Annotated in this window: 17 protein-coding genes and 1 pseudogene; 7 read left to right on the top strand and 11 right to left on the bottom strand. The window is 66.6% G+C overall.

Translation table 11 applies throughout. The annotated features are described in order from the left end of the window. Window positions 1-15: 15 nt before the first annotated feature. Complete coding sequence (locus ACWGKS_RS10375) at window positions 16-1,245, bottom strand: helix-turn-helix domain-containing protein (protein ID WP_452522393.1); 1,230 nt, start codon at window positions 1,243-1,245, stop codon at window positions 16-18. Between the two features lie 160 nt (window positions 1,246-1,405). On the opposite strand from ACWGKS_RS10375, the gene ACWGKS_RS10380 reads away from it, so the two are divergent. Together ACWGKS_RS10380 and ACWGKS_RS10385 are read left to right on the top strand one after the other, a co-directional pair. Beyond that, window positions 1,406-2,653 (top strand): methionine adenosyltransferase, encoded by a 1,248-nt coding sequence (locus ACWGKS_RS10380; protein ID WP_452522395.1) that lies wholly within the window; start codon window positions 1,406-1,408, stop codon window positions 2,651-2,653. A 4-nt stretch (window positions 2,654-2,657) separates the two neighbouring features. Next, window positions 2,658-3,560 carry a sulfatase-like hydrolase/transferase gene (locus tag ACWGKS_RS10385; protein ID WP_452522397.1) on the top strand — a complete coding sequence of 301 codons (903 nt, stop codon included), beginning with the start codon at window positions 2,658-2,660 and terminating at the stop codon, window positions 3,558-3,560. 1,273 nt (window positions 3,561-4,833) lie between these two features. Here ACWGKS_RS10385 and gltX read toward each other — a convergent pair. The 3 genes from gltX to ACWGKS_RS10400 all read right to left on the bottom strand — a co-directional run bounded on the left by gltX (window position 4,834) and on the right by ACWGKS_RS10400 (window position 7,528). Beyond that, a complete protein-coding gene (gene gltX, locus ACWGKS_RS10390; protein ID WP_452522399.1) occupies window positions 4,834-6,249 on the bottom strand; it encodes a glutamate--tRNA ligase in 1,416 nt (471 codons plus the stop codon). A gap of 173 nt (window positions 6,250-6,422) precedes the next feature. Continuing rightward, the gene (locus ACWGKS_RS10395; RefSeq protein ID WP_452522401.1) at window positions 6,423-6,842 is read right to left on the bottom strand and encodes a hypothetical protein; all 420 of its coding nucleotides are present in this window, start codon (window positions 6,840-6,842) and stop codon (window positions 6,423-6,425) included. Between the two features lie 122 nt (window positions 6,843-6,964). Then, a complete protein-coding gene (locus tag ACWGKS_RS10400) occupies window positions 6,965-7,528 on the bottom strand; it encodes an ATP-binding protein (protein ID WP_452522403.1) in 564 nt (187 codons plus the stop codon). 231 nt (window positions 7,529-7,759) lie between these two features. Between ACWGKS_RS10400 and ACWGKS_RS10405 the strand changes: the two genes are divergently transcribed. Then, a complete protein-coding gene (locus tag ACWGKS_RS10405) occupies window positions 7,760-8,620 on the top strand; it encodes a helix-turn-helix domain-containing protein (protein ID WP_452522405.1) in 861 nt (286 codons plus the stop codon). A gap of 11 nt (window positions 8,621-8,631) precedes the next feature. After that, window positions 8,632-8,790: pseudogene (locus ACWGKS_RS10410) on the top strand (DUF397 domain-containing protein); the annotation flags it as partial. Window positions 8,791-8,847: 57 nt separating this feature from the next. Here ACWGKS_RS10410 and ACWGKS_RS10415 read toward each other — a convergent pair. The 4 genes from ACWGKS_RS10415 to ACWGKS_RS10430 form a co-directional block, all read right to left on the bottom strand. Next, a complete protein-coding gene (locus ACWGKS_RS10415) occupies window positions 8,848-13,710 on the bottom strand; it encodes a DEAD/DEAH box helicase (RefSeq protein WP_452522407.1) in 4,863 nt (1,620 codons plus the stop codon). Window positions 13,711-13,822: 112 nt separating this feature from the next. After that, complete coding sequence (locus tag ACWGKS_RS10420) at window positions 13,823-14,944, bottom strand: glycosyltransferase family 4 protein (protein WP_452522409.1); 1,122 nt, start codon at window positions 14,942-14,944, stop codon at window positions 13,823-13,825. Further along, window positions 14,941-15,876: a glycosyltransferase family 2 protein gene (locus ACWGKS_RS10425; RefSeq protein ID WP_452522411.1), complete on the bottom strand. Its 936-nt coding sequence runs from the start codon at window positions 15,874-15,876 to the stop codon at window positions 14,941-14,943. Before ACWGKS_RS10425 ends, ACWGKS_RS10420 begins: the two co-directional genes overlap by 4 nt. 79 nt (window positions 15,877-15,955) lie before the next feature. Beyond that, window positions 15,956-18,001 carry a hypothetical protein gene (locus ACWGKS_RS10430; RefSeq protein ID WP_452455249.1) on the bottom strand — a complete coding sequence of 682 codons (2,046 nt, stop codon included), beginning with the start codon at window positions 17,999-18,001 and terminating at the stop codon, window positions 15,956-15,958. Window positions 18,002-18,127: 126 nt separating this feature from the next. Here ACWGKS_RS10430 and ACWGKS_RS10435 point away from each other — a divergent pair, with 126 nt between their 5' ends. Next, window positions 18,128-18,928 carry a TIGR03089 family protein gene (locus tag ACWGKS_RS10435; RefSeq protein ID WP_452522413.1) on the top strand — a complete coding sequence of 267 codons (801 nt, stop codon included), beginning with the start codon at window positions 18,128-18,130 and terminating at the stop codon, window positions 18,926-18,928. A gap of 18 nt (window positions 18,929-18,946) precedes the next feature. Here ACWGKS_RS10435 and ACWGKS_RS10440 read toward each other — a convergent pair whose 3' ends face one another. The 3 genes from ACWGKS_RS10440 to ACWGKS_RS10450 all read right to left on the bottom strand — a co-directional run bounded on the left by ACWGKS_RS10440 (window position 18,947) and on the right by ACWGKS_RS10450 (window position 21,423). Further along, window positions 18,947-19,111 carry a hypothetical protein gene (locus ACWGKS_RS10440; protein WP_358503400.1) on the bottom strand — a complete coding sequence of 55 codons (165 nt, stop codon included), beginning with the start codon at window positions 19,109-19,111 and terminating at the stop codon, window positions 18,947-18,949. A gap of 206 nt (window positions 19,112-19,317) precedes the next feature. Beyond that, window positions 19,318-20,532: an amidohydrolase gene (locus ACWGKS_RS10445; protein WP_452455248.1), complete on the bottom strand. Its 1,215-nt coding sequence runs from the start codon at window positions 20,530-20,532 to the stop codon at window positions 19,318-19,320. Between the two features lie 78 nt (window positions 20,533-20,610). Further along, window positions 20,611-21,423, bottom strand: a complete 813-nt coding sequence (locus tag ACWGKS_RS10450) for a helix-turn-helix domain-containing protein (protein ID WP_358503406.1) — start codon at window positions 21,421-21,423, stop codon at window positions 20,611-20,613. A 211-nt stretch (window positions 21,424-21,634) separates the two neighbouring features. Between ACWGKS_RS10450 and ACWGKS_RS10455 the strand changes: the two genes are divergently transcribed. Both ACWGKS_RS10455 and ACWGKS_RS10460 read left to right on the top strand, forming a co-directional pair. Beyond that, window positions 21,635-22,090: a PLD nuclease N-terminal domain-containing protein gene (locus ACWGKS_RS10455; protein WP_452455247.1), complete on the top strand. Its 456-nt coding sequence runs from the start codon at window positions 21,635-21,637 to the stop codon at window positions 22,088-22,090. A 107-nt stretch (window positions 22,091-22,197) separates the two neighbouring features. Beyond that, window positions 22,198-22,863 (top strand): peptidylprolyl isomerase, encoded by a 666-nt coding sequence (locus ACWGKS_RS10460; RefSeq protein ID WP_358503412.1) that lies wholly within the window; start codon window positions 22,198-22,200, stop codon window positions 22,861-22,863. The last annotated feature ends 126 nt before the right edge of the window (window positions 22,864-22,989 follow it).

The following is a 22,989-nucleotide window of genomic DNA, read 5'->3' on the forward strand; positions in this document are numbered from 1 at the left end:
CTAACGGTCTCCGAATCAGAACATCCCCATCCGATGGGCCAAATCCGCCAGCCTCCTGTCCCGCCTACCTGTCTTGGTCCGCATCATGCGTCCCACGATCTGATGGCTCATCACGTGCTGGTGGACTTGGGATGCGGCCAACCTCTCCGCCTCCAGCATGCGCTCAATGGCTGACGGGATCTCGTTGACGCTGGTGAATGCCCCTGCCACGTCGAAGAGGTGACGTACCCGCCTCTCCCGTGGCAGCGCCGCGGTATCGACACCGACCCCCAAATCGAGGACAGCACGAGGATCTCCCAGGCCGGCGGCAACGGTCACTCTGTGCAGAACCACGTTGGTCGGCCCGAACGCCGTCCACAAATGATTGGCGTCTCGCCCCACCCGAGAGGCGATGCGCTCGGCCTCGTCCAGATATGCGACTGCACTGGCACGATCCCCGTGGCGTGCCGCCGCCACGGCTCCCGGTAACAACAAGGTGCCGTAGACGGACAACAAGCGCGCGGTGCTGGGACGACCACCCTGTTCGCGACGCAGGTACGAGGCGGCTTCCCCTGTCAGTGCGACGGCCATCTCATGTTGACCACGTGAATGGAGAGAGTGCACCCCCGAACGCATCAGGGAGCCCTGTAGAGCCAGGTCGTCGCAGTCGAAGGCCGCCTTCATCCCTCTGTCTGTCGCGATCCAAGCCAGGTCAGGTTCTCCAACCTTGGTGAGGATCATCGCGCACGCTTGGCATGCCACCGCGAGCAGAGCACCGGCACGCTTCCTCTGCTCTCCCTCGCATACACGCACCGCGGCCTGAGCCCTGGAAAGGAGGTCAGGGAGTCTACGCAACACACGGTCATAGTCGGATGCTTGGTAAGCGTCCATGACCGTTTCCACCTGTTTGCGAAGGAAGCGAAGATCTGACCTCCCTTCCTTATTCACTGCGAACGGAAACCCCGGCATGATCTGCCGGTAGTCCATCAAGGTCGACCGAATCTCCGCGACATGCGCATGTTGATTTTCACGATTTCCCTGGTTCGGACGATCTCCGACCAGCGCGGAAACCGGAACACCGAGCGCGTCGGCCAGCGATCGAAGCACCGAAAGCCGATCCAGGGGTGCACGGTCGTTCTCGACCTTGCCCAACCAGTCGGCTGTGCGCCCGACCAGGCCGGCCAGCACCTCCTGTGACAGGCCACGTCGAAGCCGGTGCCAGGCGACCTGCTGGCCAGGGCTGAGCTGAGGGGGATACGGAGCCATCGGGATTCTTCCTGGACACCCCGGATTTTTTCTCCGGGTCATGTGGAGGACCTGAACTTAACTTCCTAACACCAACCTTCCCGAAAAGGGGGCCCGGCCAACTCCGTTGCCAGGCATTCCTTGAGATCGTTCACGGTCATGATCAAAGAGGAGTCAGTCCATGCGCCTCACCTACCAAGAAGAGCATTTCCCCGCAGAAAGCTCCGGCTTCAACGTGGTCGAACGCAAGGGCATAGGTCACCCTGACTCGCTCGCCGACCTCATCGCGGAGGAGTTCTCCCGTCGCTACTCGCTTCACGGACTCGACCGCTTCGGCGCGGTCCCGAACCACTGGGTGGACAAGGTCGCCCTGATCGGCGCTGAGGCGGAGGTCGGCTTCGGCGGCTACACGATCCGTAAGCCCATCAGCGCCTACCTGTTCGGCAAGGTGACACGCGCGGTGGGCACCGAGGCCCTCCCCGTCGAGGACCTGTTCAAAGCAACGGTCGAACACGTGCTGGTGGAAGCGACCGGCTGCGACCAGATCATCGGCTCCGTGCGCAGCTTCGTGGAGAACACCGCGGGTGTCGGAGCAGACCATCCCGCCTCGTTCTATCGCCCCTCGGCTGATGACGAGTGCCGCGTCGACTCGGTGGGCGCCCTGGCCAATGACACGGCCTTCTGTAGCGCCTACTCACCCGCTGATCCTCTGGACGTCTTGGCGATCGACGTGGAGAACCACGTCAACGGTCCTTCCTTCAGGAATGCGTTCAGAGGCCTGGGTTCTGACGTCAAGGTGATGTTGACCAGGGCGGCGGACGTCCTGGAGTCGACGGTCTGCCTTCCGGTACATCCGGAAGCGGTCGGCTCGCACCGTGAGTACACGGCCCTGGTATCCGAGGCGTACGAGCGCCTAGACAGCTTCATCAACGAACACCCGGTCGTGCGACAGCATCCGTGGCTCACGCGGCTGAGCGTCAACACCAAGGATCACGGCAGCGGAGCTTATCTCGCCCCGTTCGGTACGTCCTTGGGCAAGGGCGACTGCGGTCTCGTCGGGCGCGGCAACAAGGCCAATGGGGTGATCTCCGCCAGCGGCGGTGCGGGGGTCGAGGCCCTGGCCGGAAAGAACCCGGTGCACCACACCGGGAAGCTGTACACGCTCGCCTCCGCGCGACTGGCGGAGCGCATCCACACCAAGCTCGGCCTGCCCAATGAGGTCGTGCTGGTGTCGCGCAACGGTGACCGTCTGGACGACCCATCGTTCGTTGGTGTCCGGTTGGCACGGAGAGGTGACCGCCTCGACCGCGCCGTTATCGAGGAGTTGACCGCCCAAACGCTGGCCGAGCTTCCGCTGCTCTCCGAGCGCCTACTCGCCCTGTCCCCGATGGACCGCTTCCGTGACCCCTCACTGGTCCTGGAGGTGTGATCCGATGCCGGAAATCGATCTGGCCGACCGCAGCGTCGTCCTCGTCACCCTGGACTCCTGCCGCTACGATGTCGCGGCGAGTGCCCGGACCCCGAACCTGGAGACACTCGGTCCACTGCTGCGGGCCGAGAGCCCAGGGACCTACACCCTTCCCGCCCACGCCGCGTTGTTCAACGGCAACCTGCCCCGACCGGTCTCGGGACCCTTCATTCTCGGCGGGCACAGCGTGGACGCGATCTGGCGTTCAGCAGCGGCCCGATCCTCCAAACGGCGCTCCGCCATTCCCTTCGATGGCCCCACCTTGATGGCTCACTACAGCGAGAGGGGTTACAGAGTGCTCGGGTCGGGCGGTGTCACCTTCTTCGACGCCTCCGATCCCGCCAACCACCTGCCGAGCCTGTTCCCGGAGTTCCTCTACTTCGGCCGCCCCTCACGATCCCCCGTCACCGGGCAGGACCGCATCATCGATCGCGAGGAGCAATTGCCACTGGCCCACACCCGTAAGCTCGCAGAGCTGTGTCTGGAAGCCGAACGATTCTTCCTCTTCATCAACTGCCCCAGTACGCACATCCCCTACTCGACACCGTGGAGCTCTCTCACGGACCGAAGCAGGGAACTCCTCCGGCGCCTCTACCTGCTGCATGACGATAAGACCGGCGGGTTGAGGGAGGACGCTCTGAAGGATGGAGACGTCCAGGTGCTTCTGGAGATGCAGAAGCAAGCCTTGGAGTGGGCTGATTCCCGTCTGGGTGACCTGTTTTCACGGCTGAGCGGGCTGCGCCCTCTGGTCGTGGTCTGTGCCGATCACGGCGAGGAGTTCGGGGAGGGCGGCAGGTTCGGCCACGGACACCCGCACCGGACGGTCTCCACGGTGCCCCTGTGGTGCGGCCTCCTGGGCGAGGGGTGAGAAGAATGGCCGCCCTCAGCTCATGGTTCATACGTCCAGCGCTCATTCATGCAGCCTCAAAGGAAATCCGCACTCGGTTGGGAATCTCACCCAATCACGCTTCGTTCCGAGTCGGGGTGCTGCGTACCCACCTCCTCACCGCTCTCTTCGCCCACAGCGCCGCACGGCACCTCGGCTCTCGGGCACACGTGGTGGTCCGATGGGATGACAGCGACAGCCGGCGCAGCCGCGACGAACACCGGCAAGGCCTCCTGGACGAGCTCACCCAGATCGCGCAGATACCGATCGATGGTGAGAAGAACGCCTTTCGGCAGAGCCGACGTGGTGACCGTTATCGTGAGGCGCTACGGCATCTGGCCGCGTTACGGCTCCTGGTTACGGTGCGAGGGCTCCCCTGCCTCGATGTGGCCGCCGTCGATCGGTTCATGGAGGCGGAAGGGGTCTGCCCCGAGTCTCTGACCGCGTGCACGTCCGTGAACGCTTCCATTCCCCGCACTCCCACTCAGGACATGGTGCCTCTCATCCGCAGCGACGGCCGCGCCCTGTGGCACCTGGCCACGGTGGTGGACGACATCGACAACCGGAGCAACCTTGTCGTTCGGGGAACGGACAAACGAGGTGCCACACCCATCCAGGTCCGCCTGTACTGGGTTCTCAGCGGCGGGCGGACTTCTCCGGCCCACCTGTTCCTACCCAAACTGCTGGAACCAGGACCTGCGACACCGCGCGTCGCCGACCTGCTCAGGCAAGGCATTCGGCCCTCGACACTGCGGTACTTCCTGGCTCAGCCGTACCTGTCCGACTCGACGCAGATCACGGAGGGGACGGGTTTCTCCGCGTTGGTGGACCGGATGCGCACCATTCTTCCGTTGCGTGGCGACGGCTACCTGGACGAGAAGCACCTTCGATCCTTGGATCGGAAGATCTCCGCGACTCTCGATCCGGAGGACGCTCAATGGGAACTACGCGCCCTCTGCCCTGATTGCCCCTCACATGTCATCGCGTGGGTGGCCCGGCACCACCCGAGACCGCTCCCCCAGCAGAGTCGGCTGTGCCGAGCACTCACCAATACGGTGGTCGATTACGAACCGCCCCCGGAACGATCCGAAGAGGCTGTGCGATGGCTGGATGCCTGGTCTCGTGGCAGCAGGAAGGGCCCGGTTCCGCATCCGGTGCGCTGGGTACTCACCGGTCAGCGAAGCGGGCCCCGAGCCTCAGAGCTCCTGGAAGTCCTTCCTTCTCAGCTGCTGTCCGCGCGTCTGGTTTCGGCTCGTCAGGCGTTGAGCCGGTCCAGCGCTGCCCGGAGCCGCTCCAGTGTGCGTTCCCGGCCCAGCAGCTCCAGTGACTCGAAGAGCGGAAGCCCGACCGTGCGTCCGGTCACCGCCACCCGGACCGGCGCCTGAGCCTTGCCGAGTTTGAGCCCTTGGGCGGCCCCGGCCCGCTCAAGGGCGCCCTTGAGGGACTCCGCTTCCCAAGGCAGGGCCTCGTCCCCATAGACGGCCATCGCGGCGGTGAGCATCTCCGCACCGAGATCAGGCTTCATGGCCTTGGCCCAGCTCTTCTCGTCGTAGACCGGCGAGTCCAGGAACAGAAAGTCCACGTTCGGCACGATCTCGCTGAGCACCGCCACCCGGCTCTGCGCCAGCGGGGCGATCCGCGCGAACATCTCCCCGTCGAAGTTCTCAGGCCGCCACGGCACCCCATCGCCCTCCAAGTAGGGGGCGCAGCGCTTGACGAACTCGTCCACGCCCAGGGCGCGGATGTAGTCGCCGTTGAAGGCCCGCAGCTTCTTCTCGTCGAAGAACGCCGGCGAGGAGTTGACGTCGGCCAGGTCGAAGAGCGGGATCATCTCCTCGATCGGCATGATCTCCCGGTCCTCGCCCGGCGCCCAGCCCAGCAGCATCAGGTAGTTGACCATGGTCTCGGGCAGGAAACCCTCGGCCTGGTAGGACTCCATCGCGACCTTGTCACGGCGCTTGGACAGCTTCTGGCGCTTCTCGTTCACCAGCACCGGAGCGTGCGCCCATACCGGCGCGGTGTGCCCCAGCGACTCCCACAGCAACTGCTGCTTGGGGGTGTTGGACAGGTGCTCCTCGCCCCGGATGACGTGCGTGATTCCCATCTCGACGTCGTCCACCACGTTCGCCAACACGAACAGGGCGGTCCCGTCGCCACGGGCGATGACGAAGTCCTCCAGGGCCTCGTGTGGAAACTCCACCTGGCCCCGGATCTGGTCCTCGACCACGGTCGGCCCACCCTCGTGGATACGGAAACGCAAGGCCCGCCCCGGGCCGGCCTCCAGACCTCGCTCCCGGCAGAACCCGTCATAACCCAGGTTGGGTTTGTCCCGGCGGGCCTGGACCTGTTCGCGCTTACAGTCGCAGTAGTAGGCCAGGCCCTCCTTCAACAGACGCTGGGCGGCGTCGGTGTGCTTGTCGGCGTAGTCGGTCTGGGAGTAGGGGCCCTCGTACTGGGTGGAGTCCACGCCCAGCCACGCCATCGCGGACAGGATGCCCTCGGTCCATTCCGGGCGGGAGCGGGCGGCGTCGGTGTCCTCGATCCGCAGCACCATGGTGCCGCCGGATTGTCGTGCGACCACCCAGTTCAGCAGCAGGGACCGGGCGTTGCCCACGTGGAACATGCCGGTCGGAGACGGTGCGAACCTGGTGCGAATCGAGGTGTCAGTCACGGATCGAAGCCTAGCGTGGTCGATGGTGTGGCGGGGTGGGATGACGGTCCACGATGGGGGATCTCGTGCCGTGGACCTCCGTTCCGGGTCCTCGGGGCGACGACGCGGGACCGGACCACGCGCTGGGCTTCCCTCTCTCGCGACGCGTCCCCTCTGTGTCAAGTGGCGGTGCGTCAGGCCATGGCCGGGACGCGGGGACTGCCGAGGTTCCGAGCCCAGGGCCGTATGGCGGGCCGGTCGGTGTGCGGCCACAGTTTCAGGAGGAGTTCGTCCACGTCGCGGGCTTCGACCAGGCCGGAGGGGGTGGCGATCCAGAACGACTGGGTGGCCTCACCGAAATAGATGAGCAGGTGGCGGTTTTGGGCTTGGACCTGGGCGGCCTGGGCGTGTTCGCGGGAGAACTCGGAGCGGTGTCCACCCAGTCGGGGCAGGGTGCGGGCGCGCTGGCTGCGGCAGGTGCGATGGTCACAGGACACACAGACCGGACCGGTGGCGGGGGCCGGGCGGGGCGGGGCCGGGGTGAAGGTCGTGCCGGTGGCATGGATGGGGCGAGTGTCCACGGGGCGACGCGGCGCGGGGATAGGGTGGTTCATCAGATCCTCGTTTTCCTTGCTTATGTACGGTTTGGGTGTTCGGGGGTTCAGGGCCCGGAAGAGCGTTGGCGCGCTCTCCTGGGCCCGTCTCATGTCCTCGTCGACATGTCTGAGTTCAAGACTCAGTTGAGAGCGGCGGTGTTCCAGCCGCTTTCGGCCAGGTCGTAGGCCAGGTACAGCCAGACGGTGCGGTACTCGGCGTTGCCGTTGTCGCCCCACATGGTGGCCAAGGCATCGACCATGGCCAGCCCGCGTCCGGATTCGGCGCTCAGGTTGAGCCCGCCCGGGGCCGGAATGAGGCGGGCGTTGCGGGTGCACAGTCCGCCCCGGTCACGGCAGGCCAGGCGGAGTCCTTCCTTGTCGCGGCGCACCCGCAGGGTGTAGGTACCACCGGGCCGCCCCGAGAGGCTGTGCCGGACCGCGTTGTTGGCGAGTTCGCTGCCCAGCAGGGTGAACAGGTAGCGGTAGTCGGTCGTTTCGGTGGCCGCGCAGGTGTCCAGGAACGCGCGCACCAGCGGCATCAGGGCCGGAACCCCGGCGAAGTCATAGCTACGCGCCCGGTAGTTGGGCCGCTCTGGGAAGCCGGAGAAGTAGTGGCGCTGGAACGGCCGGATGAAGCTGGCCAACGGAACCAGAGCCTCCCCCTGAACCGGGAAAGGGGCGGGCGCGAAGACGGTTTCGGGCATGACGAACACACTCCTTGGCATGGCTGAACACATGAGTCGGGGGATCATGCAAAGCACCCGTTGGAGGAGTCTCACGGAGGCCGTGATGCGCGGAACGGGCAAGACATAGCCTGGCCAGATGAACCCTGAGTGATCCACCCGTCACTGACTACATCTTCATAGTGTCTCTGGAAATCCTTCCCTGTCAAGCTAAAACTGGGATTTCCGGCAACCTTTGATTAGGCTGGTCCCATGCAACGCCCACACAGCCCGACCATCCGCCTACGACGGCTCGGCTTCGAGCTACGGCACCTGAGGGAGCAACACGAGCTGACCCTCGAAGAGGCATCCAAGAGAGCAGGCGTCCCCCGAACCACTCTCAGCAAGATCGAGAACGCCGAGTCACGACGTACACGCGCACGTGACCTTGATGCACTCGCTGACCTGTACCAGGTCAACGATGAGACCCGCGAAGCGTTCCATCAGCTGTACCGGGAGTCCAACGAAAAGGGCTGGTGGTACAGGTACAAGGAACTCTTCGGTACCAGCGGACTCCCCGCTTTCGAGGTCGAAGCGTCCTTGATCCGCACCTATCAACCACAGGTCATCCCCGGGCTGCTACAAACCCCTGAATACACGCGTGCAGTCTTCACCGGAACGAACACCTACGCAGAGACCGAGATCCGACGGCACGTTGAAGCCCGTATGGAACGACAGAACATCCTGGCCCGTCTCTACCCGCCTGAGTACGCGGCCATCATTGACGAAGCAGCGCTCCGACGCCCAGCAGGCGGAGAGGCTGCCATGCGTGCACAACTCACACATCTCGTTCATATGGCTAAGCGACCACACATCTCCATCCACGTCCTGCCGTTCTCAGCAGGAATGCACGCTGCAAACCTCGGTGGCTTCCAGATCATGGAATTCTCTGAGCCTGCCGACCCCACAGTTTGCTTCGCTGAGATCCCCACAGCTGGACTCTTCCTCGAAGAAGAAGCTGAAGTCCGCCGATACGATGCCATCTGGCGCGAAGCGCACAATGCATCGCTGACAGTGACACAAAGCCTAGACTTCGTCCAAGACATATCAGCATCTCTAGAGGGTGAATCGTGACAGACTTGGACTTCCGAAAAAGCAGCTACAGCGGCGCCGGCCAAGACTGCGTGGAGGTGGCTGGCCTCCCCTGCGGCGCGGCCATCCGCGACTCCAAGCACCCCGACGCCGGGCACTTCCCCTTCCCCGCCTCTGAGTGGAACGGCTTCCTTAGAAGCGCTCTGCGGTAGTCGGCCAGCACCCTGCCTGCGGTGGGCCCTCACCCACCGCAGGCACCTCCCACACGACTAGTTCTTGAGGATCTCCAGCTCGGGCAGTCCTTCCACGATGTCCACCGTCTCCAGACTCACCGTCACGATCCGCCCCAGAAGATCGATGATGTAGCGCGGGTCCTCCGACCAGTCGTTGGGGTCGTTGACGATGCCACTCTCTTTGTGAGTCTTGACCTGGTAGCGGTCGATGATCCACTCGATCGCCGAGCGCGCCCCCAACTGGTACTGGTAGGCCCGCTCAGGGATACCCGACACGGTCACGCGGTTGTTGTAGATGATCGCTGAGCGGTCGTCCTTGCTCTGGAACTTCATCTTCTTGACCCGGTACAGCTCTGCCAGGGGCGTGGGCGTGGGTCCTGTGACCTTCTCCTCCAACGGATACGGCTGCACGGCTTCATAACCGATGTGGAGCTTGGAGAGCTTCCGGCCTGCGTCAGCGAAGGCGTGGAAGCCCGCGACCTTGGGGATTCGGGGAAGGGACTTCTTCAGGTCCGCCGCGAACTGGGCACGATAGTCCGAAGAGTGGAGAAGGCCGTAGACGTAGAAGAAGACGTCGTCCTTGGTGACCCCGGAACCGTAGGTTTGTCGGTAGTCCGCAAGCGCCTTGTCCGTGATGTTGTCGACCCGCTCCCAGCCAGGCTCTTCGCCACCGCTGAAAAGGTCGTCCCCGTTGCCGGTCTCCCGGTAGGTGTAGCGAGGAAGGAGAGGGCCAACGCTCATGGTCCCGACCGCATGCAGGTCAGGAAGGGTATCCATCATGAGGACGGAGAAGGGCTCCGAATTTCCAGTACCAGTCGTGTAGAAGCCGATGTTCCCCAGCTCTGGGCTGGGGAACATCGAAGGCAACAGGTAGACCATGTCGTTCAGTCGCCGGTCGAAGCAAACCTGCTGCTTGTTGAACGGCCTGTAGGTGCCAGTGAGGATATTCTCCTCGTTGAACGAGTACTTCTTACCGTTCTTCACACCTGTCTTGTCTGCCCGGTTCCAGCTGATCCTCTCGGAGTCGTAGCTGATGAAGGACTCGACATCCGACAGCGTGGGGTTGATGATCCCTTCCGCCCGGATGTGCTTCTTGAAGGCGTCGACCTGGGAGTTGTAGAAGTCGACCATGCGACCCACGTTCTGGTTCAGGACAGCGTCGTCGTAGTTGTAGACCCAGGCGTCACGTCCGGTTTTCAAACCTGATGAATATGACGCGAACACCCCCCGGTCACTGTCCTGTTCCCCGATCGCTCGGAACGTCGGGAACCTCGGGTCACGCTGGTTGACCCAGTCCCCCTCCTCGCTCGGAGTGATCCGCTGCCAGGGCACCGTGTCCAGCTCGCTCTGGGCCACGATTTCAAGCTTCTGATCACGGCTCAGGTAGTCGCCGATGTCCCGGTAGAACAGCTCGCAACCATCCCGGCCGCTACCGTCCTTGACCAGGATCAGGATCGCCACCGTGCTCCGGCTGCCCGAACCGAAGACCTTGCCGCCCTCCATCCGGGACTGTTCACCGGCCGTACGCTGGTTCCCGCGCAGGTTGAAGCAGTAGATGGTGTCGAATTCGCTGGTCAGGCTCTTGCGTAGACCATCGGCGGTGTTGCCGTCGATGTATCCACCGTTGGAGACGTAGGCGATGACCCCTGTGTCGGTGAGCCGGTCCGAGGCCCACCGGATCGCGCGGATGTAGGAGTCGTACAGCGAGTTCTTGTTCTGGGCGGTGGACCTGGCCGCGTAGGTGTCGGTGATCCGAACATCCAGCGCCGGGTACTTCTGGTTCTGGTTGTTGTCGTTCTGGCTGGTCTGACCCGAGGAGTAGGGCGGGTTACCGATGATCACCCGCAGGTCCTGACCCTCCTGCCGGGCCGCGCGCTCGCTGTTCTCGCCCAGCATGCTGCCCTTGATCGCCGCGCCCCGGTCCTCCGCCAACTGGAAGGTGTCGGTGAGCACGATCCCCTCGAACGGGGTGTACTCCCCTTCGTGCTGCTGGTGGAAGGCGGCCTCGATGTTGACCGCCGCGATGTAGTACGCCAACAGCACGATCTCGTTGGCGTGCAGCTCCCGGGTGTACTTACGGAGCAGGTCCTCCTGTTTGATCAGCCCCGACTGGAGCAGCCGCACCACGAACGTGCCCGTCCCGGTGAACGGGTCGATGACGTGCACGTTCTCGCTCGACAGGGTCTGGTCGAAGTGCTTGTACAGCGCCTGGTTGGTGGCGCGCAGGATGAAGTCGACGACCTCCATCGGGGTGTACACGATCCCGAAGGCCTCGGCGGTCTTGGGCAGGGCCTCCTTGAAGAACTTCTCGTACAGCTCGGTGATGACCCGCTGGCGGCCCTCGTGGTTGTCGATGCCCTCCGCCCGGGTGCGCACCGAGGCGTAGAACCCCTCCAGGGTCTTGGCCTCGTTACCGATCGACTGGTCCTCCAGCACCTGGAGGATCTTCTCCATGGCCACCGACACCGGGTTCTGCTGGGAGAACGCGTAGTCGCCGAACAACGCGTCGAACACCGGTTTGGTGATCATGTGCTGGGCGAGCATGTCGATCGCGGACTCGTGCGTCACGCCCGGGTTCAGGTTGGCCCGCAGCTCGGCGACGAAGCGGGCGAAGGCCTCGCCCTTGTCCGAGGTCGGGTCGGCGACGGCCACCTTGATGCGGGACACGTGCCTCTCGGCGATCTGGGCGATGTCCTTGGCCCAGTCCTCCCAGTAGTGCCGCTCCCCCACCTTCTCCACGATGCGGGTGTAGACGGCGTCCCGCCACTCCTCCACGTCCCAGGAGAGCATCGTCTGCTCGGTCTGCTCCGCGGCGGCACTGTCGTCCTGACCCTCGATGCCCTCCCTGGAGCCGTCGAAGTCCTCGGCGCCGACCGCGCCCACCATGATGTTGCTGGGCTTGTTCTTGTTGAAGTCCATCTGGTTGACGGTGGCGTTGAATCGGTCATCGTGGGCACGCAGGGCCTGGAGCACCTGCCAGACCACCCGGTAGCGCTTGTTGTCCCGCAGCGCCTCCTCGGGCTTGAGCGAGCTGGGCACACCGACCGGAAGGATGATGTAGCCGAACTCCTTGCCCTCGGCCTTGCGCATCACCCGGCCCACCGACTGGACCACGTCCACCACCGAGTTGCGCGGGTGCAGGAACAGCACCGCGTCCAGGTCGGGGACGTCCACCCCCTCGGACAGACAGCGGGCGTTGGACAGGATGCGGCAGTTGTCCTCGCCCGGGTCCTCCTTCAACCAGTCCAGGAGCCGGTTGCGCTCCATCGCGTTGAACCCGCCGTCCACGTGCTCGATCTCGCAGCGCAGACGGCCCTCCTCCCGCGCGTCCGGACCGGAGTCGAGGGCGTCCACCACCGAGGCGAAGTACTTCTTGATGCGTTTGGAGTCGGCGATGTCGCGAGCGAAGGCCACCGCACGCTTCATGGGCGCCTCACCCGGATCGAACCCCTGCCCTTCCGGGGTCTTTCCCGCCTGTTTGGCCAGCCCACTCCAGCAACCGACGATGCGGGCGGCGTCACCGATGTCGAGCTCACTGTCATGCGACATCTGCTCTTGGAGGGCGGCAGGCAGAAAGTCCGTGTCGATGTTGAGGATCAATACCTTGTAGTCGGTGAGCAGGTCCTGTTCCACCGCCGCGCCGAAACCCAGCCGGTGGAACTCGGGACCGTACAGTTCCTCGTCGTCCATCGAGCACAGGACGGCGTCCTTGGCCTTGGCGGCCGACTGGGTCTCCTCGTTGAACAGGCGAGGTGTGGCGGTCATGTACAGGCGCCGGTCGGCCCGTAGGTAGTTGTTGTCGTGCACCTTGACGAAGTGCGATTCACTCGCCCCGGCCAGGGTCACCCCGGTGGTGCGGTGCGCCTCGTCGCAGATGACCAGGTCGAAGTCGGCCAGGCCCGCCCTTTGCGCCTCGTGCACAGCCTGGATGGACTGGTAGGTGGAGAAGACGACCTGAAGGGCGCCGCCATCGGGGACGTTCATCGTCTCGGAGACCGTCTCGACCTGCCGGACCAGCTTGGCGGAATCGGTGGTGGCGGGCAGCGCCAGGTCCTTGGCGCTCATGTCCTGGAAGTCGCCGGCCTGATGCTTCTTGCCGACCTTGGTGTCCGAGCACACCGCGAAGGGGTGCAGCGGGATGCGGCACTGGGACGACCACTCGCGCAGAGTCTGGGAGAGCAGCGAGATCGAGGGCACCAGGAACAGGACGCGGGTGGGTTCGCCGTCCTTGTCGGCGGACAGGTCGGCGGCGAGGCTCTCGGCGACCTTCAGGGAGGTGAAGGTCTTGCCGGTACCGCAGGCCATGATGAGCTTGCCTCGACCATGGGCGGTGAATCCGTCGAAGACGGCGTCGATCGCCTCGACCTGGTGCGGACGCGGTTCCTTGAAGGGGACTCGCTGGAGTACCCACTCACCGGTGTCGGTGACGGAGACCTCCGGATGGATCACAGTCCAGTCGATGGCGCTCTGTTCGATCTCACCGAGTCCGATGACACTCGTCGGGAGCTGTTGACCGCTGGGGAGGTCCTCGGCGTTCACCCCCCACTTGTCGGTGGTGGAGATGATGATCCGCTCGGTGAAGGGGTGCTTGCCGGACGCGCTGAAGAACGAGTCGATGTCGGCTTTGCTCACGGTGTGCTGCGGCTCGTAGAACTTGCACTGGATGGCGCAGTACCCGTCGTCGACGGTCTTGGCGACCAGGTCGATCCCGACGTCCTTCTTGTTGCCGGCCGCCCCGGGCCACTCCGACCAGCGCCACACCTGGGTGAAGCGGTCCGCGTGCAGCGGGTCCTCGCGCAGGTAGGCGAGCATCAGGTTCTCGAACCGGGTACCACGCTCGTGGTTGGAGGACGAATGCTCACGGATGGAGTCGATGATCTCGTGCACTGAAGTCGCCACTGCGCCTGGTTTCCCACTTCCGTCGGCGACGCCTTCGGCGCCGCGCGTCTGCCCGCTGGATCCTGGGATTCAGCCTAACCGGGGCGGTGGAACTCGGGCTCCAGTCCGGCGTTCAGGCTCCTAGGAGACGGTCGGTGTAGTCGTCCCAGAACGGGGCGGCCTCCACCGGGCGCACGCCCGCGCGCAGCCTCTCCGGCACCCCCGGACGATAGAACTCTGCCAAAGCGCGGGCCAGGTCGGCGACGTCGCCCGGCTCGCACAACACCCCGTCCACCCCCTCGCGCACGTGGTCGGCGAGGGCTCCCGCCCGGGTGGCGATCACCGGCAGACCGTGCTCGTGGGCCAGCCACACGTTCTGACTGGCGGTGGCCGAACGGTACGGCAACACCATGGCGTCAGCGGCGGCGAACAACTCGGGGAGCTCCTCCGCGGGCACGTAGCCCTCGCGGAAGCGCACCCGATCGGCCACTCCCAGACGACGGGCCAACGCGGTCAGGTCGGCGGATCCTCCCCAGAACTCTCCGGCCACGGTCAGGGTGACGTCGTCGGGCGCACCCTCGGCCAGCGCCCGCAGCAGCACGTCCACGCCCTTGTAGGGCCGCACGATCCCGAGGAAGAGCAGGTGGCGCCGCTCCCCCGGCTCCGGTTCGGAACGCGCACCGGTGTCGGGCAGGTGCGGGGGCATCGGCGCGACCACCGGCCGACGACGCTCGGAACCGAGCAGCCCCTCGGCCAGGTGGGCCTGTTCGGTCGAGTGGGTGAGCACCCCGTCGGCCCGACGCAGCAGGGCGCGGACCAGGGAGACGTCCACGGCCCGGCGTTCGTGCGGCAGGACGTTGTGGCACAGGACCACCACACGGGTTCGCTCGGCTCCTCGGCTCGGTCGTGCCGAGCGCAGTCCGGCCAGGATCCCCAGGTAGGCGGGGACCTGGACGGGAGAGAAGAGGGTGAGCACCACCAGGTCCTCGGTGCGGGCCAGCCGCCGACCCGTCGCGAACCAACCACCCGGCCGATACCAGGCCAGGTCGTGCCGGGTGTCGGGGAAGGGCTCGCCCTCGGGGTCGGCGACGGTCTGTTCACCCGGGTACAGGGCGGCCGGATATTGGGCCAGCCAGGACTCGATCCGGACCCGGTGCCCCTGGGCGGCCAGGCGGTGGGCGAGTTCGGTGGTGTGCCGGGCTCCGCCGCCCTTGTACGGGTGGGCGGGCCCCACGAGCGTGATCCGCCGGTTCACGGGTGCTCCCTGGAACGCACGATGAGGTCGGCCAACAGGGCGATGGCCGCCAGGAGCAGCCCCGTCATGAGGATGAAGACCGTGTTGCTCGGCAGATAGAACAGGTTCCGCACCTGGTCGAAGACCAGCTTGGCGGCGCCGATGCCGAGCAGCCACAGGGCGGGCGGCATCAGGACCTTGAGCGGGTTGAAGTACATGACCATGCGCAACACCTGGAGGATGTACCGGTAGGCGTCGCTCACGAAGTGGAACTTGGAGGTTCCGGCGCGCTTGGCGTACTCGATGGGCACGTACCTGATCTGGTGCTGGTTGGACAGGAACGCCAGCGTGATGGTGGTGACGCAGGAGAACCCGGGCGGCAGCAGACGCAGGTAGGGGCGGGCCACGTCCCGGCGGAACACCCGGAGCCCGGAGTTGAGGTCGGGGATGGGGGTGTTGGTGAGGCGTTCGGCGATCTTGCGGATCACCCACTTGGCGGGGACCCGCAGCGCCTTGTGGGTGCCCATCTCCTGGGTGCGCGCGCCGACGACCTGGTCGATCTCGGGGTCGGCTTCGAGCATGGCCACCAGTTCGGGGATGCGCTCGTTGGGGTAGGTCATGTCCGCGTCGGTCCACACCACGAACTCGCCCCGGGCCCGTTGGCTGCCGATCCGTCTCACGGTGCCGGCGCCTCCGTTGTGTCCGAAGGCGACCACTCGCATGCGCGGAAAGAGGTGTTCGACCTCGCGCAGGCGGTCCAGGGTGCCGTCGGCGGAGGCGTCGTCCACGGCGAGCAGTTCGTACCCGTACCCGGAGGCGTCCATGGCCGAGCAGATCCGCTTGACCTCGTCGACGACGTGGTCCTCCTCGTTGAAACAGGGCAGGACGATGGTGACCCGGACGGGAGGTTCGTCGGCGCGCTCGCGCGGTTGTTCGGTGTCGGCGTGACTCATCGTGTTCTTCTCGACGGAGCGGGTTTGTCGGAAACGGCGGGCGGTGGTTCGGGGCACCGCCGTGGGGGCTCGAAAAGTCTCATCCCGGGGGTTCCGGAACGACCGTCCAGACACTGCCGCGGAAATCCCAGGAACCGGTGGGGGGTTCCATGAGCGTACTCGGGTCCATGTCGGCGACGACGTAGAAGTCGCGTTCGGCCTCGTCGGCGTCGGTGACCTCGTCCAGTTGGTTCCACTCCGGCGCGGCGAGCACGGGGGTGCGGTCCCGTTCGTAGACGGCGCCCACCACCCGGTCCACCGATTCCTCGTCGGGCGCGTCCATGGCCGCGGTGGGCGCCCCGCACACGTTGCGGAGCAACGGCATGTAGGCGCCCGCCATCCCCGAGTCCACCACGATGACCGAGGCGTCCCGCGGTAGTGACGCGCACAGGCGTTCGGTCGCCGCGACCGTTCCGATGTCCTGCCGGTACCCCATGATCCCGGCGGCGGAGGTGACCAGGGTGGGGCCGAGCATGGCGACGGCCGCCCCCGCGGCCACCACCGCCGGTAGCGAGCGGGCGAGCGGGCCGCCGTGGCCGTACCGGACGGACCGTTCGCAGTAGCGGGTGAGCCAGGCCAGGAACCACAGCGCGAAAAGGATGAAGGCCGGGATGACCAGCACGATCAGCCGACGACTGGCCCAGGGGTGGTCCGGTGTGATGGCCGGACGCAGCAGGGTCGTGGCGACCGTCCACACGAGCAGCATCGCGGGCAACAACCACTGTGTGTCGCGACGGAGCGTGAGTCGGCGCAGCACCAGGGCGACCCCGAGGGCCGCGAACATCACGGTGCCCAGCCCCACGTACCAGCCCACCCAGTACAGGCTCATGTCGTAGTAGGTGCGACTGCCCTCGATCGGCAGCCCCTCCGTCTGTTGGACCGCCGCGACCCACTGGTCGGTGAAGTCGCTGCCGTGGCCGTAGTCCGGCCACAGCAACGGGCGGATCGCGAAACCCACCATGACGAGGATCGCGAGCAGGCCGACCGCGTTCGGCAGCCACCGGACCCGTTCGGTGTGCGGCAGTCCGTACCGCCAGAGCGCGGCGGTGAGGACGACGGTGATGAAGATGACGACCGAGCTGATGAGCAGCAGCGGGTTCATCGAATCCGACAGGTACTCCAGGTAGGGCAGCGAGTAGCCGTACCCCGCGACCAACCCGTAGACCACGCCCACGACGAGCCCGCCGAGCAGGGGCAGGGCCTGACCGCGCCGGGCCACCAGGAACAGTCCGACGAACCCGATCACCGGCAACAGGTCGCGGATGGCGTCGATGCGCACCAACACCCCGAGACCGAGCACCACCCCGGCGATCGCGGCGAGCGTGTGGCCCGCTCCCCACCCGTCGGTGAGGGCGCGTCTTCGGCTCAGGGCGTCGAACGCGATGATCAGGCCGCCCAGAAGCAGGATCTGGGCGAGCGGCTCGCTGTAGGTGAACCTGCTGACCCACTGTTGGGGCAGGCAGACCGCCAGCACCAGCGCGGCCAGGGGCGCCCAACGCGCCCCGACCAGGCGGGCGGTGAGCCCGGCGAAGGTGAGGACCCCGAGCGCGCCGAGGATGGGGGTGGCGACGAGCATGCCGTCGAGCCCGCCCAGCCAGTAGCCGATCGACAGCACCAGGGGGGCGCCCGCCATGAACTGTGGCCAGATGACGTCGTCGCGCTCGTAATGGGCCAGGCTCCGGTAGTTGAGCGCCGGATCGTCACCGGCTATGAGTTCGCGCTGCTGCGGGATGGGCAGGAACCCGTTCTCCGCGATCCACGACGTGTACATGGCGTAGGAGGCGGGATCACGGCGAATGACCAACGCCTCGGCGTGGTAGGCGATCTGGACCACGGCGAAGGCGACCGTGATGAGCAGCACCGCCACCACCGGCCACCACGAGAGGTGGTCCTCGTCGAGGTCGGGGATCAGGCGGGGCGACAGCGCGCAGGCCACCAACACCGCGGGCGCCCCCAGAAGGAGCCCGAGCAGCGGAGTGAACCAGCCCGCGACCAGCAAGGGGAAGGCTACGAGGAGCCAGGCCGAGAGGGCGATCGCGGGGAGCGCGGTCACACGGGCGAGGAACCGTCCGGGAAGCAAGCGCATGGGGCAACTCTGGCACTTCCGGCACCGGTACGCACACCGGCACCGCCCGCACGCCCTCTTCCCGACGGGGCCGTGGCACCGGCCACGGTCGTCCTCCGCTCCCCCGGGGCTCCTACCATGAGGGCCATGTCCGATTCTCCCGCGCCGCTGTGGCGCGCTCTCGTCTCAGCCGATCCCGCCCGCCCGTTCGTGACCTCCTACGACGATCTCGGGGACCGGGTGGAGCTGTCCCGGGCCACCCTGGACAACTGGGTCTCCAAGACCTCGAACATGCTGGTGGACGGCTTCGGCACCCAGCCCGGCGACCGGGTGGCGGTGGCCCTGCCGCCGCACTGGCAGTCGATGGCGTGGCTGCTGTCCTGCTGGTCGGTGGGCGCGTCGGCGGTACTGGACGGTTCGGGTGAGGTGGCCCCGAACACCGAGGTGTCGGTGGCCGGCCCCGACCTGCTGACGGCGGCTCAGGACAGCGGCGCGGAGGAGGTCGTGGGCACCTCCCTCGATTCCCTGGGCATGCCGCTCAAGGAGGTGCCCGCGATGGTCACCGACTACACGGTGGAGGTTCGCGGGCACGGCGACCACTTCCAGCCCTATCCCGTCGATGCCGGCGAGACCGCGCTGGAGGTGGGCGAGCGCGCGCTGACCGGCGCCGAGGTGGTTGCCGCCGGCCGGGCCCGCGCCGAGGCCTGGGGGCTGGCCGAGGGCGACCGGCTGGCCGTGGTGGTCGCCTCCGACGCCCCGTTGACGGCCCTGGGCGAGGACCTGTCGGTGCTCACCGCCGCGATCGTCTCCGGTGTTCCGCTGGTGTTGACCCCCGCCCCGGCCGCCGGCGAGGAGGAGCGATTCCTCAAGCGGTTGGGGACCGAACGGGTGAGCGTGGTGTACGGATGGGTTCCCGAGGGCGACGCGCCCTTCCGACGGGTGGACTGAGCGGACGACTCCGAGGGTTCACACCACGAGGTCATGGTCGGGGTCTCGGCCCTTGGCGCGTTCGCGGTCGCCGCGTTCCTTGTCGGCACGGGCGGCCTCACGGGCCGCCCGTTCCTCGCGGGCGATCCGCTCCATCTCGGCGCGGTACTGATCGGCGGCCTGGGCGCTGTGGTCGGGGTGCATGGGGTTCTCCGGGGGTTCACCGGCCGGGGGCCGTTCCCCCGGCTGATCCCAGACTCGGTCTAAGGACCCCCGCGGCACATCGGAAGACCTCATCGAAGCGCGAGGCCGCGGCCCCCTTAGACGGGTCGGCCGCGGCCTCGCGGATGCCTCAGATCGCCCGTTCCCTCCTTAGACGAAGGAGCGCGCGGCGCGGGTGACGCCGGTGCTCAGGGCTCCCGGTAGTAGGGGTCCAGGGCGATGCCCTCGCGACGTTCCCGGTCGTAGGTGTACACCTGGCGACCGCTCACGAACACGCGCAGGGCACGGCTCATGATGTCGAGCGGGTCGCCGGACCAGACCACCACGTCGGCGTCCAGGCCGGGCTTGAGGGAACCCACACGGTCGTCCAGGCCCATGATCTCGGCGGGGTTGATGGTCAGGGCGCGGATCGCGGAGTCGCGGTCCATCCCCTCCTTCACGCACAGGATCGCCTGGTAGACGAGGAACTCCACCGGGATGACCGGGGCGTCGGTGGTGAGGGCGACCTTGACGCCGGCACGGTCCAGGATGCCGGGGTTGGCCAGGGTCCGATTGCCGACCTCCACCTTGGAACGGGAGGTCATCAGCGGGCCGGTGATGACGGGGATGTCGCGCGCGGCGATCTCGTCGGCCAGCAGGTGGCCCTCGGTGCAGTGGTTGATGATGAGCCGGTAGCCGAACTCGTCCGCCAGACGCATCGCGGTGTGCATGTCGTCGGCGCGGTGCACGTGCTGGCACCAGGGCACTTCGCCGTCCAGCACCTGGACCAGGGTCTCCAACGTGTTGTCACGGTCGAAGGGCTTGCCCTCCTCGGTGGCGTGGTCCCGCTTGACCTTGTAGTCCTGGGCCTTGGTGAAGGCGTCGCGGATGACCGCGGCCACACCCTGCCGGGTGGAGGGGAGTGAGTCCTTGTTGCCGTAGACGCGCTTGGGGTTCTCGCCCAGGGCACTCTTGACGCTGACGGGTTCCTTGAGCAGACGGTCCTCGACGCTGCGACCCCACATCTTGATGGCGACGGTGCGGCCGCCGATGGGGTTACCCGAGCCGGGCTTGATCACGGAGCTGGTGACACCGCCCGACAGCGCGTCGACGAACCCCTGGTCGGCGGGGTTGATGGCGTCGATGGCACGCATGCGGGCGCCGTTGGGGTCGGTCATCTCGTTGGTGTCGTCACCGGCCCAGCCGATGGTCTCCTCGTGGATGCCGACGTGCCCGTGCGCCTCGACGAAGCCGGGCAGGACCCACTGGCCCGCGGCGTCGACGACCTCGGCCCCCTCGGGGACGGCGATCTCGTCCGCCGTCCCCACCGCGGTGATGCGACCGTCGGAGATCAGGACCGTCCCGCCCTCGATGGGGTCCCCCGCGACGGGCACGACGTATCCGGAAGTGATAGCGATATCCATGGCCGGCAACCTAGCCCATGCCCGGGTACGCACCCAAGACCATTACCGCACCGATCATCCAACGACCCGCTCGTGGGATCATCCCTCGGGCCGGCGAGCGGTGAGCAGTTCGGAGTCGGGGGTGAGCTCGACGCTCGCCTCCTCGATGGAGTCGCGCACCTTCCGGCAGTGTCCGACGTCCTCACTGTCGCCGGTGAGATCACCGCCCTGGGTGGCGAAGGCGTAGACCATGCTGGGCCGGTCGGCGAACTCCATGATCCGGAACGCGCCACCCAGCCCCGGGTGGTACGGGGTGTCCTCGGGGATGGTCGCGAGGTCGACGATGCCCGCCTCGACCAGGTCGGCGAGGAAGTCGCGTTGACCGTTGAGGACCGCCGCCCCGCCCTGGGGCCGACGCAGCACCGATTCGTTGACGACCACCCGCAACGCCGGACCCTCGGGGCCGGTCATCGCCGCGCGGTAGGCCATCTCCTCGTCCACCATGGCCTCGATGTCGTCCGGCTCCAGGTCGGAGTGCCGCGGGCCCAGCACCGCCCGCGAGTATTCACGGGTACGTAGGAACACCGGAACGGTCATGGGCTGGTGTTCCCACAACCGCGCGGCGTGGGTGCCGAGTTCCCTCATGTCGCCGAACTCGTTGGGGAAGGCCTCCGCCTGCAACGCGATGGCCCAGGCGTCGAGTAGTTGGTGCTCGGTGCCCAGGGCGGTGTCGACCCGTTCGACCAGGGAACGGGCCGGTCTGCAATGCGCGTCCTCCACCTCGCGGAGCTTGTCGTCGGTGACCCCGACGCTCCTGGCGAGCTCGCTGCGTGAGAGCCCTCGGGCGGAGCGGGCACGTAGGATCCGAGCCCCGAAGGGGAGCCACATCGCCGACGGCAACGTCGAATTCATGCCCATGACCTCTCCCGATTCTGCCGACACCTCTGGGGGCCTGGAGTGACGTACCCTCGTTGCGACGCCCCAGCCCCCGGGCTTCGACCTTCTCTTGCCCCCGGGTGGCCGGTCAAGCGACTCGACGGGTGCGGCCATCCGTGACAAGTCAACACAAAGTCCGCGATGTCGTTCTTCCCCTGTCGAGTGTTTCCCCCGATTGGAAGGTCTGTTGGTCTACCTCGCCCTCATCGCCACGGTCCTGTCACTGGTGTTCTGGGTCTACGTGCTCTTCGACGTCATCGGTTCCGAAGCGGAAGGGGTCCGCCTCCTGCCCAAGCCCGCTTGGGCGGTGATCGTCCTGTTACTGCCGAAGATCGGCGCCGCGGCGTGGTTCCTCCTGGGCCGCCCTCGCCGTGAACGAACGTCCGTCGAGGGTCCGGTGGGGCCGCCCTCGCCGTTCCCCGAGTACGACCACCCGAGCAGGGCACGCGCCTCCACCACCGAGGAGGACGAGGCGTTCCTGCGGCAGTGCCGCGAGCGGGCCGAGGAGCAGCGCGCTCGGGCCAGGGAGTTGCAGGCCCGCGAGGAACGCGAACGCCTCGAACGGCGGCGGGAGCAGCGGGAGGAAGGCCTCGAACAGGGCGAACGCGACGTCGACGAGGACCCGACGGAGTCCTCGCCCTGAGCGCCACGGGGGGTTCGGACGGATAGGTCCCGAACATCTGGGCCGTCCGAATTCGCAGTACGCTGAAGCCGCCCCGCCGCGAACCTGACCTTCCGGAAGTGAACCCGATGAACCGCTTGACTCTGCCGGTATCGATCCTCGCCTGCACCGCCTTGTTCGCCACCGCGGCCTGCCAGTCCGAGGAACCCGCACCGGAGACCGACTCCCCGTCCCCCGAAGCCTCGGAGGAATCCCCGCTGCCCGCCGAGGTGGACATCACCGGGGTGGAGGGCGCGACCCTGCACACCAGCGAGGGCGACATCGCACTGGAGCTGCTGCCCGACGACGCCCCCATCACCGTCGCCAACTTCGTCGGCCTGGCCGAGGGCGGTCTCGCGACCAACCCGGAGACGGGCGAGGAGCGGTTCTACGACGGGACGATCTTCCACCGGATCATCCCGGACTTCATGCTCCAGGGCGGCGACCCGGAGGGCACCGGCCGCGGCGGACCCGGCTACCAGTTCCCCGACGAGTTCGACTCCGGTCTGACCTTCGACGAACCGGGCATGCTGGCCATGGCCAACTCGGGTCCGGCCACCAACGGCTCCCAGTTCTTCATCACGGTCGAGCCGACCCCGCACCTGAACAACATGCACACGATCTTCGGCAAGGTCGCCGACGAGGAGTCGATGGAGATCGTGGACGCGATCTCCGCCGTGGAGACCGACGCCAACGACAAGCCGAACAGCGACGTCGTGCTGGAGTCGGTCACCATCGACCGCGCCGACGACTGACGCTGCGGCGAACACCCGGTGGCGTCGGACGAAGGTTCGACGAACGTCCAGGGGTGGTGGGACGGGGTCCCGCCACCCCTTTTCGTGTTTCGTGTGCGGCCCGCCTCGCGTATGCGGTCCGTCACG

The organism is Nocardiopsis sp. NPDC055879 (genome assembly GCF_053615935.1).

What these genes read in the sequence shown, in the direction of transcription:
- ACWGKS_RS10375 (WP_452522393.1), bottom strand. Translation starts at nt 1,245, where the DNA reads ATGGCTCCGTATCCCCCTCAGCTCAGCCCTGGCCAGCAGGTCGCCTGG.
- ACWGKS_RS10380 (WP_452522395.1), top strand. Translation starts at nt 1,406, where the DNA reads ATGCGCCTCACCTACCAAGAAGAGCATTTCCCCGCAGAAAGCTCCGGC.
- ACWGKS_RS10385 (WP_452522397.1), top strand. Translation starts at nt 2,658, where the DNA reads ATGCCGGAAATCGATCTGGCCGACCGCAGCGTCGTCCTCGTCACCCTG.
- ACWGKS_RS10395 (WP_452522401.1), bottom strand. Translation starts at nt 6,842, where the DNA reads ATGAACCACCCTATCCCCGCGCCGCGTCGCCCCGTGGACACTCGCCCC.
- ACWGKS_RS10400 (WP_452522403.1), bottom strand. Translation starts at nt 7,528, where the DNA reads ATGCCCGAAACCGTCTTCGCGCCCGCCCCTTTCCCGGTTCAGGGGGAG.
- ACWGKS_RS10405 (WP_452522405.1), top strand. Translation starts at nt 7,760, where the DNA reads ATGCAACGCCCACACAGCCCGACCATCCGCCTACGACGGCTCGGCTTC.
- ACWGKS_RS10425 (WP_452522411.1), bottom strand. Translation starts at nt 15,876, where the DNA reads ATGAGTCACGCCGACACCGAACAACCGCGCGAGCGCGCCGACGAACCT.
- ACWGKS_RS10430 (WP_452455249.1), bottom strand. Translation starts at nt 18,001, where the DNA reads ATGCGCTTGCTTCCCGGACGGTTCCTCGCCCGTGTGACCGCGCTCCCC.
- ACWGKS_RS10435 (WP_452522413.1), top strand. Translation starts at nt 18,128, where the DNA reads ATGTCCGATTCTCCCGCGCCGCTGTGGCGCGCTCTCGTCTCAGCCGAT.
- ACWGKS_RS10440 (WP_358503400.1), bottom strand. Translation starts at nt 19,111, where the DNA reads ATGCACCCCGACCACAGCGCCCAGGCCGCCGATCAGTACCGCGCCGAG.
- ACWGKS_RS10445 (WP_452455248.1), bottom strand. Translation starts at nt 20,532, where the DNA reads ATGGATATCGCTATCACTTCCGGATACGTCGTGCCCGTCGCGGGGGAC.
- ACWGKS_RS10450 (WP_358503406.1), bottom strand. Translation starts at nt 21,423, where the DNA reads ATGAATTCGACGTTGCCGTCGGCGATGTGGCTCCCCTTCGGGGCTCGG.
- ACWGKS_RS10460 (WP_358503412.1), top strand. Translation starts at nt 22,198, where the DNA reads ATGAACCGCTTGACTCTGCCGGTATCGATCCTCGCCTGCACCGCCTTG.